General features: G+C 55.4%; 9 protein-coding genes. 8 read left to right on the top strand and 1 reads right to left on the bottom strand.

The annotated features are described in order from the left end of the window. Nucleotides 1-203: 203 nt before the first annotated feature. Entirely contained in the window at nucleotides 204-1,112 is a 909-nt protein-coding gene (locus WFL93_RS20225) for a LysR family transcriptional regulator (protein ID WP_336778906.1), read from the bottom strand. Between the two features lie 130 nt (nucleotides 1,113-1,242). Here WFL93_RS20225 and WFL93_RS20230 point away from each other — a divergent pair, with 130 nt between their 5' ends. The 8 genes from WFL93_RS20230 to WFL93_RS20265 all read left to right on the top strand — a co-directional run bounded on the left by WFL93_RS20230 (nucleotide 1,243) and on the right by WFL93_RS20265 (nucleotide 15,616). After that, nucleotides 1,243-2,553, top strand: a complete 1,311-nt coding sequence (locus WFL93_RS20230; RefSeq protein WP_336778907.1) for an MFS transporter — start codon at nucleotides 1,243-1,245, stop codon at nucleotides 2,551-2,553. A gap of 14 nt (nucleotides 2,554-2,567) precedes the next feature. Continuing rightward, nucleotides 2,568-3,656 carry a tartrate dehydrogenase gene (locus tag WFL93_RS20235; RefSeq protein WP_336778908.1) on the top strand — a complete coding sequence of 363 codons (1,089 nt, stop codon included), beginning with the start codon at nucleotides 2,568-2,570 and terminating at the stop codon, nucleotides 3,654-3,656. A gap of 160 nt (nucleotides 3,657-3,816) precedes the next feature. Next, on the top strand, nucleotides 3,817-5,223 hold the full coding sequence (locus WFL93_RS20240; protein ID WP_336778909.1) for an MFS transporter: 1,407 nt from the start codon (nucleotides 3,817-3,819) through the stop codon (nucleotides 5,221-5,223). A gap of 356 nt (nucleotides 5,224-5,579) precedes the next feature. Then, the gene (locus WFL93_RS20245; RefSeq protein WP_007893075.1) at nucleotides 5,580-5,762 is read left to right on the top strand and encodes a general stress protein; all 183 of its coding nucleotides are present in this window, start codon (nucleotides 5,580-5,582) and stop codon (nucleotides 5,760-5,762) included. Between the two features lie 70 nt (nucleotides 5,763-5,832). Further along, on the top strand, nucleotides 5,833-6,345 hold the full coding sequence (locus WFL93_RS20250; protein WP_007893072.1) for a ferritin-like domain-containing protein: 513 nt from the start codon (nucleotides 5,833-5,835) through the stop codon (nucleotides 6,343-6,345). Nucleotides 6,346-6,483: 138 nt separating this feature from the next. Next, nucleotides 6,484-7,101 carry a glutathione S-transferase family protein gene (locus WFL93_RS20255; RefSeq protein WP_336778910.1) on the top strand — a complete coding sequence of 206 codons (618 nt, stop codon included), beginning with the start codon at nucleotides 6,484-6,486 and terminating at the stop codon, nucleotides 7,099-7,101. A gap of 9 nt (nucleotides 7,102-7,110) precedes the next feature. Beyond that, nucleotides 7,111-9,162, top strand: coding sequence for an FAD-binding oxidoreductase (locus WFL93_RS20260; RefSeq protein WP_336778911.1), 2,052 nt, complete (start codon nucleotides 7,111-7,113; stop codon nucleotides 9,160-9,162). 235 nt (nucleotides 9,163-9,397) lie between these two features. After that, nucleotides 9,398-15,616 carry an Ig-like domain-containing protein gene (locus WFL93_RS20265; protein ID WP_336778912.1) on the top strand — a complete coding sequence of 2,073 codons (6,219 nt, stop codon included), beginning with the start codon at nucleotides 9,398-9,400 and terminating at the stop codon, nucleotides 15,614-15,616. Nucleotides 15,617-15,660 lie beyond the last annotated feature (44 nt).

Here is a 15,660-nt window from a genome sequence, read left to right on the forward strand (position 1 = left end):
TCGCATCCCAGGGCATAAGCGACTCCATAAACGGGTTCTTATGCCTTAGTTGTAAGTGTCTACCATGTCCCCGAACAAGTGTTCACGATCTCCCCGGACTGAACACCCGCAGGCGGGAGAGGGAACCGTCCTCTGCGGAATTCAGCATTTTCTCCCACCTAATCATTCCCTCTCCTTCTGGGAGAGGGTTAGCGTGAGGGAAATCACAACTTCTCCGTCAACTCACATTCATTCTCATGCAGCAGCCGCAGCATCTCGAGTAAAAACCCGTCTTCGTTGCCCTTCTGCCAGGCAATGCTCAGCGGCAAACCTTTAATCTGTTCCGGTAAATCCAGCGCAATATAGCGCACGCTGTCGCTATTCATCGTGCGGTACGACGCGGGCACCACGGCCAATCCCAAACCGGCCGACACCAAACTCAGAATGGTTTGTTTCTCTTCGGCGAACTGCGCGATGTGTGGCGTGAGTCCCGCTAGTTTGAACAAATTCATCGTCAGATCGTGGCTGTGCGGGCGCGTGCGGCGATCGGGAATAATCATCGCTTCATGCTGAAAATCAGCCACCGCCACCTGTTCGCGCTGCGCCAGCGCATGCTGAATTGGCACCGCCAGCACGCAGCTTTCACGGGTAATAAAGCGCACCGCTAAAGACGCATCGATACTTTGCGGTTCGCGAATAAAAATCATATCCAGCCAGCCCGATTTTAATTTCGGGATTAAATTAATGGTTTTGTCTTCAATAATATGAATATCACTGTGCGGATGCAGCGGCACAAATAAGTTGAGTAAAGCCGGAACTAATCCGCGTGCGGCGCTATCGATGGCGCCAATGCGTAATGTCCGACGTTCATCTTTTAATCCCACTTTAAATCGCTGCGCCAGCGCATCAAATTGATCGATTAATTTGCTGGCCTCATCAAAAAATATTGCACCTTCGGCGGTTAATGAAACATTACGCGTCGAACGATTTAACAAGCGCACGCCAAGGTCTTCTTCCAGTAAACGGATGAAGCGAGAAAGTGACGCAGGCATCATTTCCATTCTTTGGGCAGCGCGCCCGAAATGGAGTTCTTTACCCACGGCGACAAAACAACGCAATTGATTTATATCCACATTTCCCTCGCCTGTTGATTATGCAAATACTTTATATAATCCCCGCCTGATGATCCGCCAAAGCAAAACTGCATACTGAACGCGAAGACAAAAAATAATACTACCCCTACACAATCTGGAGCACTTTAATATGAACTCTCACCTCGAAAAAAGGGTGATGCGTAAAGTGACGTTACGCATTGTGCCCTTCATCATGCTGCTCTACTTCATCGCCTTTCTCGATCGCGTCAATATTGGTTTTGCTGCATTAACCATGAATCAGGATTTAGGTTTCTCGCCTACGGTATTTGGTTTTGGTGCCGGAATTTTCTTCCTTGGTTATTTCCTGTTTGAAGTACCGTCGAATTTAATTCTGCATAAAGTCGGCGCACGCATCTGGATCGCCCGCGTGATGATCACCTGGGGATTAGTCTCCGGCTGCATGGCCTTCGTGCAGGGCACCACCAGCTTCTATGTGCTGCGCTTCCTGCTCGGCGTGGCGGAAGCCGGCTTTTTCCCCGGCATCATTCTCTATCTCAGCTACTGGTTCCCGGCGGCGAAACGCGCGCAGGTCACCGCCATCTTTATGGCTGCCGCACCGCTTTCAACGGCGCTCGGTTCGCCAATCTCTGCTGCGCTGCTGGAGATGCACGGCCTGCTGGGCTTCGCTGGCTGGCAATGGATGTTTGTGCTGGAAGCCATTCCAGCGCTGCTGTTCGGCATTGTGGTGCTGTTCTACCTCACCGATCGTCCGGCAAAAGCGAAGTGGCTGAACGATGAGGAGCGCGCCTGGCTGGAAAACACTATGCGGGCGGAAGAACAGGCGCGCGCCGCCAATCAGGGCCACAGCAGCGCATGGCGCGGACTGGCCGATAAGCGCGTTTTAGCGCTGGCGCTGGTCTATTTCGGCACCTCAGCGGGCTTGTACACGCTGGGCATCTGGTCGCCGCAAATCATCCGCAGCTTTGGCGCATCCTCAATGCAGATCGGTTTCCTCAACGCCTTCCCGGCGGTAATCGGCGTGATCGGCATGATCCTGTGGGCACGCCATTCGGATCGCACCAAAGAGCGTAGCTGGCACGTGATCGGCGCTTGTTTACTGGCGGCGGCCGGACTGATTTATGCCGGCAACGTCAGCACGCTGTTTACGGTGATTATCGCCCTGACGCTGGTGACCGTCGGCATCAGCGCCGCCAAACCGCCGCTGTGGAGCATGCCAACGCTGTTCCTCAGCGGTCCAGCGGCGGCGGCGGGCATCGCCACCATCAACTCGATTGGCAACCTCGGCGGTTTTGTCGGCCCGATGATGATTGGCGTGATTCGCCAGCAAACCGGCAGCTACAGCTGGGGCCTCTATTTCGTGGCGGGACTGCTGGCGATCTCCGCCATCGTGGTTCTGCTGCTCTCTGCCAGCGGCAATAAGCCGCAAACGGCCGAGCTTCCTCATCCTCATACTCATTAATCTGGAGAAACAACATGCGTAACTATTCGATTGCCGCTATTCCCGCAGACGGTATTGGTCCGGAAGTGATCTCTGCCGGTGTGGAAGTCTTGCACGCGCTGACGCGCCAGGATCCGCAGCTGAAGTTCGATGTCGAGACCTTTGACTGGGGTTCGGATTACTACAAACAACACGGCGTGATGATGCCGGAAGAGGGCCTGCAAACGCTGAAGAAGTTCGATGCGATTTACTTCGGCGCAGTTGGCGCACCAGACGTGCCGGATCACATCACGCTGTGGGGTTTGCGTCTGCCGATCTGTCAGGGCTTTGACCAGTACGCCAACGTGCGCCCCACCAAAATCCTGCCAGGTGTGACGTCACCGCTACGCAATCGCGGTCCTGGCGATCTTGATTGGGTCATCGTGCGGGAGAACTCAGAGGGCGAATATTCCGGCAACGGCGGGCGCGCGCACCGCGGGTTGCCGGAAGAGGTCGGCACCGAGGTGGCGATTTTCACCCGCGTCGGCGTGACGCGCATCATGCGTTATGCCTTTAAACTGGCGCAGTCGCGCCCGCGTAAATTGCTCACCGTGGTGACCAAATCCAACGCCCAGCGTCACGGCATGGTGATGTGGGATGAGATTGCCGCCGAAGTGGCGCTGGAGTTCCCGGACGTGCGGTGGGACAAAATGCTGGTTGATGCCATGACGCACCGCATGACGCTGCATCCACAAAGCCTCGACACCATCGTGGCCACCAACCTGCATGCCGATATTCTGTCGGATCTGGCTGGCGCGCTGGCGGGCAGTCTCGGCGTGGCGCCAACCGCCAATATCGATCCCGAGCGTCGCTTCCCATCGATGTTCGAACCGATTCACGGCTCAGCGTTTGATATCACCGGCAAAGGCATTGCCAACCCGATCGCCACCTTCTGGACCGCAGTGCAGATGCTGGAGCATCTCGGCGAGCGCGACGCGGCGGCGCTGATTATGCAAGGCATCGAGTTTGTCTGCGCCAAAGGCATTTTGACCCCGGATGTCGGCGGCACGGCCAACACCGCCGAGGTGACGCGTGCGGTAGTGCAGTTTATTACGTCCAAAGCCAGCGTGGCAGAAGCCATCTGATTTGCCCAGTGCGGGTCCAATCATCGCACCTTCCGAAGCGGCGCGATTTATCGCGCAATGAATTGCGCCGCTACCACGGGTGCATGCTGTGATTTGATTTGCACCCTAAGCATTTTTCATTAACAGTCTCTGCCTACCGTTGTTTTTTGCAGGATCCCGCATGACGCACTCAGGCAGAGAAGCCCGTCCGAACGTGAATCGCACCATGATGTTAGCTTTGCTGGTCGCCGTGACCTTCTTTATGGAAAACCTGGATGCCACGGTGATCACCACCGCCATTCCACAGATGGCGCGCGATTTCGCTGCAAGCCCGGTGGCGCTCAACGTGGGTGTGAGTGCGTACTTACTGGCGGTGGCAGTTTTCATTCCGATGAGCGGCTGGCTGGCGGAGCGCTTCGGCGCACGTACGGTATTTGCCAGCGCCATTCTGATTTTTACGCTCGCTTCCATTCTGTGTGGCCTGAGCGACACGCTGGCGATGTTCACGCTCAGCCGCATTCTGCAAGGCATTGGTGGTGCGATGATGGTGCCGGTCGGGCGCATGGTGGTGCTGCGCGTTACCGAGAAAAAAGAGATGGTGAAAACCATCGCGTTTATCACCTGGCCGGGGCTGATTGCGCCGGTGCTCGGCCCGCCGCTTGGCGGCCTGATTGTCACGTATGGTCACTGGCCGTGGATTTTCTGGCTCAACATTCCGCTCGGCATCCTCGCGCTGATCGCGACCGGCTATCTGGTGCCGCAGTTCAAAACCGAGCAACCGCGCCGCTTTGATGTGCAGGGCTTCGTACTGACCGCCACCGCCTGCACCTCGCTGATTATCGCGCTGGAAGCGCTGGGGCAGATGCATCTTAACCTCGGCGTACCGCTGCTGCTGCTCGGCGTGCTGAGCAGCTGGCTGGCTTATCGTCACAGCTTCCGCCATGCGCAGCCGCTGCTGCCCTTTAGCGCGCTAAAAATTGCCACTTTCCGCAACGCGGTGATGGGCGGATCGTTCTTCCGCGCCTCCATCAATGCCGTGCCGTTTTTGCTGCCGCTGCTGTTCCAGCTCGGTTTTGGCTGGAGCGCGGCGCAGGCGGGCGCGATGGTGCTGTGGGTGTTTGCCGGTAATCTGGCGATGAAGCCGGCGACCACCTGGCTGATGAAGCGCTGGGGTTTTCGTCGGGTGCTGATGGTTAACGGCGTCATCAGTCTGGCGGCGATGCTGGGCTGCCTGCTGCTCAATCCGTCACTCGGCTATTTCGCAATTGCGGCGATTCTGTTTATTGGCGGGCTGTCGCGTTCGCTACAGTTCAGCTGCTACAACAGCCTCGGCTTCGCCGATGTGCCGCAGGCCAAAATGAGCGATGCGTCGGTGGTATTCAGCATCTTCTTCCAGTTCAGCATGAGCGCGGGTATCGCGTTGGCCGCGCTGTTCCTGCGCGGCGCCATGCTGTGGCACGATCATACGGCCATTGCGCAAAGCGACATTCACATCGCTTTCGCCGGCGTCGCGTTATTAATGCTGCTTTCGCTAGTTGATGTGTGTCGACTGGAGAAAAATGCCGGTGCACAGGTGCTGGTGAAATAAAGTTGTCCAGTATAAGTAAATAAATGGTTCATAGCCCTTTGAAGAGAAGGGCTAATAATCAAAATAGTAATCATCTTTCCGCATAGTAAAAGAATAACCTTAATGGTGTTTAATTTCATCAGCTTGAAAATTAAATTAAATATAAGCGATACGGGTAATTATTTTACGCATAATTAAGCCAGAGGAATATATTTATCATTCCGACAAAATAATAAATTAAATAACGAGAAATAAGCGAGCCTTTTCAACACCGATAAGATAACTCCTAATTAGCCTGCCTTGTGCGTTAGGCTTTAACGACTAGCCTTAAGTGGTAACTGAAATAATAGTTATCTACCTTATTTGAGGCATTCATTATGACAACACCACGTGGCGGTTCTGGCAATTTTGCTATGGACCCAGAAAGAGCCCGCGAAGCGGGTAAAAAAGGCGGCCAGCTTAGCGGCGGTAATTTCCGAAATAATCCCGAGCGCGCGATAGAAGCGGGACGAAAAGGCGGTAAAAAAAGCCGTCGCGTCGTGGATAAATCCCCTGAGTAATGTCACTGCGGCTAGCGATAAATATCCGCGTTAGCTGCAGCTCCCTTTATTTTAAGTAAGGAACCATACGATGAGTAATAACAGCGAAGCACACTTTCTCGATTGGGTGAGAGATGCCCATGCGATGGAAAAACAGGCCGAAAAGATGCTGGAAAAAATGGCGTCACGCCTTGAACACTATCCGGATCTTAAATTGCGTATCGAACAACATCTGGTTGAAACCCGTGAACACCAGGTATTAGTACAGAGCGTTATTGACCGTTACTCCACTTCACAATCGGTATTAAAAGATATCGCCGGCAAAATCTCGGCCTTCGGCCAGTCCATCGGCGGTGTCATGGTGGAAGATGAAGTAGTGAAAGGCGCCATCAGCGGCAACGTGTTTGAACACCTTGAGATCGCCAGCTACACCTCGCTGATTGCGGCGGCGCAGCATCTTAACGATCACCAAAGTGCCGAGATCTTTAACCGTATTCGCGACCAGGAAATCGCGATGGCGGATTGGACCTTGACGCATCTGCCGCAGGTAACAGAGCAGTATTTAATTCGTGACGCCACGCCGGGCGTTGAGGCCAAGAAATAGCGCTCATCACCCCGTCGAGACTCTTCCATTTTTCGCAACAATGACTTCGCTAATCCGGCTATTCTGCCCCGCAATTGTCTGTGCGAACCTTATGGTCAGGCTCGGGATCATCCCGAGCATCACCTAAGGAATCGCATCATGAAACTCTATCACTTCCCCCTTTCTGGTCATGCGCACCGCGCTCGTCTGTTCCTGTCGCTGCTGGATGTGCCGCTTGAAGTTGTGGATGTCGATCTCAAAGCGGGCGAGCACCACACGCCCGCGTTCCTCGCCATGAACCCGTTCGGCCAGGTGCCGGTGCTGGAAGATGACGGCGTGTATATTGCCGACTCCAACGCCATTCTGGTCTATCTGGCGAAGAAAACCGGGCGCAGCGAGTGGCTGCCGGAAGATGCACGCGGTGCGGCGGCGGTGCAGCGCTGGCTTAGCGTGGCGGCCGGTGATATCGCCTTTGGCCCGGCGGCGGCACGCTTAATTACCGTGTTTGGTCGGCCATTCAATCCAGAAGAAGTCATCGCCCGCGCCCATCTGGTGCTGTCACGCATTGAGCAGCACCTTGAAGGGCGTGAATGGCTGGTGGGCGAGGGTCCGACCATCGCCGACATCGCGCAGTACAGCTACATTGCCGGTGCGCCGGAAGGCAACGTCGATCTCTCCGGCTACCCGGCGGTGAACGCTTTACTGCGCCGCATTGAAGCGCTACCGGGCTTTGTACCCTTCCCGCAAACAGCCGCGGGCCTGCGCAGCCAGGTTTAGGAGACGATCATGGGCGAGAAACTGTCAGTGTGGCATGCGGGTGAAATTGCGCTGCAGCAGCAGGCGGGCGTGGCGGATCGCATGGCGGAAGTGGGCCAGCGCGTGGTGCGCGATCACATGCCCGATCAGCATCGTGATTTCTACGCGCAGCTGCCGTTTATTATCGCGGGCAGCGTGGATACGCACGGCGATGCCTGGGCTACGCTGCTGGAAGGCCAGCCCGGTTTTATCTTCTCGCCCAACGCCACCACGCTGGATATCGCCGCGCACGCCGATGCCAGCGATCCGGCGGCGGCCGGCATGCAGGATGCAGCGCCGATCGGGCTGCTCGGCATTGAGCTGCACACGCGGCGGCGTAACCGCATGAATGGCGTGCTGCAGGCGATTGGCGGCGGTTTTCGCGTGCAGGTAGAGCAGAGTTTTGGCAACTGTCCGCGCTATATTCAGCAGCGCGACGTTCAGTTTGCGCGCGATCCCGCCGCGCCTTATCACGGCGCTGTGGAAACGCTCAACGCGCTGGATGATGAAGCGCGCGCCAGCATCGCCGCAGCGGATACCTTTTATGTGGCGACCTACAACTATCAACCGCATCGCCAGGTGGATGCCTCGCATCGTGGCGGCAAGCCCGGTTTCGTGCGCGTCGGCGATGATGGCCTGCTGACCATTCCCGATTTCAACGGCAACCTGTTCTTCTCCACGCTCGGCAATATCTACCAGAATGGCCAGGCGGGATTGCTGTTTATTGATTACGCCAGCGGCGACACGCTGCAGATGAGCGGCGAAGCGGCGGTGATACTCGACTCGCCGGAGATCGCCGCGTTTCAGGGGGCTGAGCGGCTGTGGACATTTCGCGCGCGCCGCATCGTGCGCCGTCGTGCCGCCCTCGCCCTGCGCTGGCAAACGCCAGCCGATGGCAGCGCGCCCGCTTCACTGATGACCGGTGACTGGCAAACTGCCGCCGAGCGTTTGCGTGCGGCGGAGCTGGCAACGCGCTGGCGGTCGTTCCGGGTGACGAAAATTGTCGATGAGAGCGCCACCATCCGCTCGTTTCATTTAATGCCGGCTGATGGTGCCGGTTTGCTGCCGCATCTGGCCGGTCAACATCTGCCGATTCGCGTCCAGCCGCCGGGCGCTGAGAAGCCGCTAATGCGCGCCTATACCTTATCAGTCGCGCCCGCCGACGGTTTTTATCGCATCAGCGTCAAGCGTGATGGTGCGGTGTCGCGCTATCTGCACCAGCAGCTTGCGGTTGGCGACCTAGTGGAAACGCGCGCACCGGCGGGTGATTTCACTATTGATGCCAGCGAAACGCGTCCGGCGGTGCTGCTTGCTGCAGGCGTGGGAATTACGCCGATGCTGGCAATGCTGCGTCATCTGGTGTTTGAGGGGCAGCGCAAACAGCGGATGCGGCCGACGTTTCTGCTGCAGTCAGCGCGCAGCAAAGCCGAGCGCCCTTTCGTGCGCGAAATCGATCGGCTGCTGGCGCAGGCGCAGGGCGCGCTCAAGCTGGTGCGCGTGCTGAGCCAAACGGCAGATGCGCAGCAGGATCTGGATTACGACGTCGCCGGACGCATCGATATGGCGCTGCTGTCGCAGGTGCTGCCGTTCAACGACTACGACTTCTATTTGTGCGGGCCGCCGCAATTCACGCAGGAGCTGTACGACGGGCTGCGCGCCTACAATATCGCCGATCGCCGCATTCACGCCGAAGCTTTTGGGCCATCATCGTTGCAGCGTAGCCGCGATGGCGTTGCAGAAGCACAGCCGCTGCCGCCGGTGGCGACTGAATCGGTGCCGGTGAGGTTTATGGACTCGATGAAGGAAGCGCGCTGGACGCCGCAAGCCGGTTCGCTGCTGGAGCTGGCCGAAGCGCGCGGCCTGAGCCCAGCCTACAGCTGCCGTGCCGGACACTGCGGCAGCTGTAAAACCAAACTGTTGCAGGGCGCAGTGACCTATAAAACACCGCCCAGCGCCCGCGTGGCAGAAGATGAAGTGCTGATTTGCTGTGCGCAGCCCGCGCAGCAGGAAGGTGACGAACAGGCGATTCATTTGGCGTTGTGAGGGGGGCAATCCACCGCCATCAAGACAGCGTGTGCGCAGTGAAATATTAACGAAAAGTTTAACTTCCCGACTCATACGCAACTGATTGTTTTTAATGTTAATTAATTTAACGTCAAATAATAAAGGCGATGCAAAGTGGCTTTGAGCCACGTCTCATAAATACTTTTTTCGCGGCCCTTATTATGGCGCCGTTAGCTGCGTATAGGATGTAGCTGAGTATTTGAGAATGAACACCATGGAAGAATCCAAAAAAAATAGCGTGCATCGTTCCAGTCACGAGAACGCAACGGTTTCCGTTTTAAGCGCTGCGCCGGAAAACGCGATTGAAAATAGTGCCGATTTTGCAGCTGTACAGATTGCCGCCACCCATACCACGCTGGCAGAACCTGTCGCGTTAACCGTCTATTATGCTATTGATGACACGCGCTCTAAAACCATCTATCGCGACGGAGTAACCTATGACGACACCCCGCGGTTTGTTGGCGTTGCTGCACCTAATACCGAAATCACCATCTTTGATGGTGAAAAGGAGGTTGGCGTTACCACGTCTGATGCTAACGGCAACTGGACGTTCAATTTCAGCACCACTCCCGGCTTAGACATTGGCCAGCACCATCTGACATTCACAACCAATGAATCAAGCGATACGTTTGATTTTCTGCTGCTTGCAGCAGGCTCTCAATTGATTTCATTGAAGTATCAGATCGATGATAGCGGCGAACAAAACATGACTATCGTGCCGGGCGATAAAATCGAGGACACCACCCCGCGCTTTGCGGGCATTGCCGATCCGAATATCATCATTACCGTCTACGATCATAACCAGCCAATCGCCTCCTTCACTTCTGAAGCGAATGGTAACTGGAGCTTCAATCCTACACTGGGGCTGGGCGAGCACTCCCTCACCTTTGACGCTGGCAACGGCAATACCACCAAACCGTTTAATTTCGAAATTATCGGCAGCGCAGAACCGGAAGAGCCGGTGATTGTTGATCCAGTAGATCCGGTGATTGAAGGCCCGGAAACCCAGCTGATCACCATTGAAGAGGTGAACCAGAACACCAATTATGTCTGGGAACGCATTGCTGAGAACGGCACCACTATCGACACCACGCCGCGCTTTAACGGCAAAGCGGGCGCCAATGTGCAAATCACCGTGTATGACAACGGCCAGCCGATCGGCGTCACCACCTCTAACGCGCGCGGCGAGTGGGTCTTCACGCCGCAACTGGACGGCGGCGAGCACCACATCAGCTTTAAAGCCGGCGAAGGCAGCGAGAGCAAGGTATTCAGCTTCACCATCGACGCGAATATCACCATCGAAGCCGTCAACCAGAACACCAATTATGTCTGGGAGCTGATTACCGAGAACGGCACCACCAACGACACCACGCCGCGCTTTAACGGCAAGTCGAGCCCGAATGTGCAGATCACCGTGTATGACAACGGTAAGCCCATCGGCGTTACCACCGCTAACGCGCGTGGCGAATGGGTGTTCACGCCAGAACTGAGCGGCGGCATGCACAACATCAGCTTTAAAGATGCTAAGGGCAACGAGAGCAAGGTGTTCAGCTTTACCATCGATGCACAAATCACCATCGAAGAAGTGAACCAGAACATTAATTATGTCTGGGAATCTATTGCTGAGAACGGCACCACTATCGATACCACGCCGCGCTTTAACGGCAAGGCCAGCCCGAATGTGCTGATTACCGTGTATGACAACGGTGAGCCAATCGGCAGCACCACCTCTAACGCCCGTGGCGAATGGGTCTTCACGCCAGAGCTGAGCGGCGGTTTGCACAACATCAGCTTTAAGGACGCGCAGGGCAACGGCAGCAAGGTGTTCAGCTTCACCATCGACGCGAACATCACTATCGAAGCGGTAAACCAGGACACCAATTATGTCTGGGAGCGCATCAGTGAGAACGGCAGCACCAACGACACCACGCCGCGCTTTAACGGCAAGGCCAGCCCGAATGTGCTGATCACCGTGTATGACAACGGCCAGCCGATCGGCAGCACCACCTCTAACGCCCGTGGCGAGTGGGTCTTCACGCCGGAGCTGGGCGGCGGCGAGCACCACATCAGCTTCAAAGACGCGCAGGGCAACCAGAGCAAGGTGTTCAGCTTCACCATCGACGCGCAAATCACCATCGAAGAGGTATATCAGAGCAGTAATTATGTGTGGGAGCGCATTGCGGAGAACGGCACCACCAATGACACCACACCGCGCTTTAACGGCAAGGCCAGCCCGAATGTGCTGATCACCGTGTATGACAACGGTGAGCCGATCGGCAGCATGACTTCCAACGCCCGCGGCGAGTGGATCTACACGCCGGAACTGGGCAGCGGTCTGCATAACATCAGCTTTAAGGATGCTCAGGGCAACGCGAGCAAGGTGTTTAGCTTCACCATCGTATTAGCTGAAAGCCAGCCGATCATCGTGGACGAGGTGTATGACAACGCGCACTCTTTCTGGCAGCTGGTGACGGAGAACGGCATCACCAATGACACCACGCCGCGCTTTAACGGCACATCAGGCGCGAATCTCAGAATCAATGTGTATGACAACGGCCAGCCTATCGGCTTCACCATGTCCGATCACAACGGTAAGTGGGTGTTCACACCTGAGCTGAAGGCAGGTGCGCATAGCTTCACCTTTAAAGCCGGCGAAGGCAGCGAGAGTGATGCGTTTAATTTCACCGTGGAAGTGATGCCGATTACCATCACCCACGCGTATGACGACTCGCAGGGTTACCAACGTGATTTTGAACGCAACACCACCATCAACGACTCAACGCCGCGTTTTGTGGGTCACGCCGAGCCGGGTAAGAAAATTACCGTATATGACAACGGTCAGCCGATTGGCGTCATTACTCCCGATCACACCGGATACTGGTCTTATACCGCTCTCCTGAACAGCGGCGCGCACAAAATCGTCTTCAAGTCAGGCGAAGATAACCAAACTGATCCGTTTGACTTCACGGTGGTGACGCCGGATAGCCAGCCGATCACCGTTGATGATGCCTACGACGACTCCTTAGGCTACAGCCAAAACTTTGCTCGCCACGCCACCATCAATGACACGTCGCCGAGCTTTAGCGGGCAAGCGGGACCGAATGCGAAAATCACCGTGTATGACCACGGTCAGCCTATTGGTACCGCGGTGTCTAATGCCTGGGGCTACTGGAGCTACACCGCCGAGCTGAAAGGCGGCGCGCACAGCATCACCTTCAAGGCAGGCGAAGGCAGCGAGAGTGAAGCCTATGATTTCACCGTCGCCGCTACACCCGTCACTATCGATCGCGCATTCGATGATAGCGTCGGTTATGACCGCGAAGTGGGCGACAACGCCACCGTCAGTGATACCGCGCCGCACTTTAACGGCAAAGCGGCACCGAATACGGTAGTCACTATTTTTGATAACGGGGTTCCTATCGGCTCAGTCGTATCGAGCTGGGGCGGACGCTGGAACTTCGAGCAGGAACTCGGCGCGGGCAAACACATCATCACGGTGAAAAGCGAAGACGGCAGCGTGAGCGATCCGTTTACGATTTACATCACCGCACCAGTTAAAGCGCCTGAAGTCACCATCGATCGCGCGTTTGATGACAGCGTTGGCTATGACCGTGAAGTCGGCGACAACGATAGCATCAAAGACACCGCACCCCGCTTTAACGGTACCGCGAAGCCAAATACGCTGATCTTTATTTTCGATAACGGGGTTGAGATCGGCTCGGTATTATCAAGCTGGGGCGGACGCTGGAACTTCGAGCAGGAACTGGGCGGCGGCGAGCATATCATCACGGTGAAAAGTGAAGACGGCAGCGAAAGTAATCCATTTACGTTGTATATCGACGCGCCAGTGGAACCTCAGCCAGAACCAGAACCTGAGCCAGAACCTGAGCCTGAGCCTGAGCCTGAGCCTGAGCCTGAGCCTGAGCCTGAGCCTGAGCCTGAGCCTGAGCCTGAGCCAGAGCCAGAACCTGAGCCAGAGCCAGAGCCAGAGCCAGAGCCAGAGCCAGAGCCAGAGCCGGAACCAGAGCCAGAGCCGGAACCAGAGCCAGAACCAGAGCCAGAGCCGGAACCAGAGCCAGAACCTGAGCCAGAGCCAGAACCTCAGCCTGTGCGTAAAACCGAGATTGATTACGGTTTTGCCAAGGTTGGAAATAAGACCGGATATCTGAAAGAGCATGATGTTATTCAGGACGACAAGCCAGCGCTTGCCGGCTTCGCTGAGCCTAACAGCCTGATTACCATTTATGACAATGATGTAAAAATCGGTGTGGCGAGAACATCTAATCTTGGCACCTGGTCATTCATCGTTCCGGACTATCTTGGCCAGGGTTCACATAACTTTGTGGCGAAAGCCGACAATGGCCAGGAAAGCGATTCGTTTGTGCTGGTGGTGAAAGTACCGGTGAGTGCGAATGCTGTTTATGCCAACTCGGGTGAAGAGTCGAGCTGGAATTCAACCGCCGATACCACGCCCGATCTGCGCGGCGGCGGTCCGAAAAATGTGGTGATCAATCTGTATGAAGGTGAAAACTGGATTGGTTCAGTTAAAACCTTAGCCGACGGCAGCTGGACCTTTACCTTTACCGATCCGCTGAATATCGGCCCACATCACATCGTGGCCGTCGCCGAAGAGGGTAATACCAGCGAGACGTACACCTTTGACATCACCGAACCTACTGTGGTTGAACCGCCGGTTGTACCAGAGGTGACTTACACCGTTACCAGGGTGAGTGATGACGTGCTGGAAAGAGGTACTGTTCCTGCCAATGGCGAGACAGATGACGCTATGCCACATATTTTCGGTAAGGCTTCACGCTATGCCATGGTCCAGATCTTCGATAACGGCGTTAAGATCGGTGAAGTACGCGCTGATGTGTCTGGCACATGGGCGTTCCAGCTTGAAGAAGCATTAACTCCGGGTAAACATGACATCACTGCCGGACCCGATGCAGAGCATAAAGGCCCGGCCTTTAGCTTCACCGTGGTGGCGCCAGATCCAGAGAACCCATTACCGATCCAGATCATTTACGAAGTCAGCAATGCCTACGATAGCGTGCTGGAATCGGGACGTATTCCACAGAACGGCGAGAGTGATGACGCGGCCCCGCGTTTTTCAGGGCATGCATCACGCTATGCGCTGGTCCATATCTTCGATAATGGCGTGAAGATCGGTGAAACACGCGCTGAAGCGTCTGGCTTCTGGTCGTTCAAACCAGAACCCGCATTGTCGCTGGGTAGGCATGAAATCAGTGCAGGACCTGATGCCGAGCATTATGGCCCCGCCTTTGTCTTCACCGTGGTGGCACCTGATCCAGAAAATCCACTACCGAAAGGAACGACGTATGAAGTCACCTTTGTACAAGATAACTTCTTTAAGTCAGGCTTCATCAATGCCAACAGCGAAATGGATGACCATTCCCCCTTCCTGCTAGGAAAAGCCGATAGCAATGCGCTGGTGAAGATCTTCGATAATGGCGTTCAAATTGGTGAAACGCGCGCTGATGTTACCGGTGCATGGACGTACCAGGTTGAAACTGCGCTGTCGCTGGGTAAACACAACATCACGGCGGGATCGAACGAAAAATATCACGGTGAGGCATTTACCTTCACCTTGGTGCCAGCCGCAGCTGAACGCATTTTAGTGCTGGAAGGAGTGAGTACCTACAACGAGGGTGTTGAGCGTTTTGGTATTGGTCATAGCACAGCGATTTATGACAACACGCCGTCATTTAGCGGTATCGCAGCAGTGGGTTCGGTCGTCACCATCACTATCAACGGTAAGACACATGGAACGGCGCTAACCAATGAGTACGGTCGCTGGAACTTCGACGTCACTGAGCCGTTGAAATCGGGCAATAATCTGGTGAAAGTCACTGGTGAAGGTCAGGTTGAGAGCATTGATTTTAGCTTCGAGCTGGCGTCACCGTATGATATGGCAATCTCATGCGGCGTCTATGATGATCAACAGGGTGAAATTCTGATTGGAAACGGTCAGATTTCTTCTGACTCAACCCCTACGCTGAAAGGTTTTGCTGGACAAGATATCCTGTTGGAAATTTTGGACAATGGCAAACCCATCGGTTCGGTACAGACCCTGCAGGACGGCTCGTGGTCGTTTGTTGTCCCTGAGCTGCAAGATGGTCCGCACTCTATTGTGGTAAAAAGCCTCTATCTGGAGAGCTACCCTAATAGCTTTAATGTTCAGACTGCCCCTGCGGAATCTGAGGCATCGCTGCTGAATATTTCAGCCGCCGATCTGCTGAGTTCTGCGGAGCCTGCGCTGTTCAGTGAGGAAGCTGACGTTCAGCAGCCTGCTGCCCAACCGCTGTCAATCGCGCAAGCCGATATGGCGGTGGAAACGCAGTCCGGCGTGGTGAACAACGCTGCGCGAGCGATGATTGAATCTGAGGAGCAACACTACTCAGTAATCTGATTTTTGAACGCATAAACCACTAAGCCAAAACGGATGGTTCGCCA

The organism is Pantoea sp. USHLN256, assembly GCF_037149875.1.
Classification (GTDB): domain Bacteria; phylum Pseudomonadota; class Gammaproteobacteria; order Enterobacterales; family Enterobacteriaceae; genus Pantoea; species Pantoea nemavictus.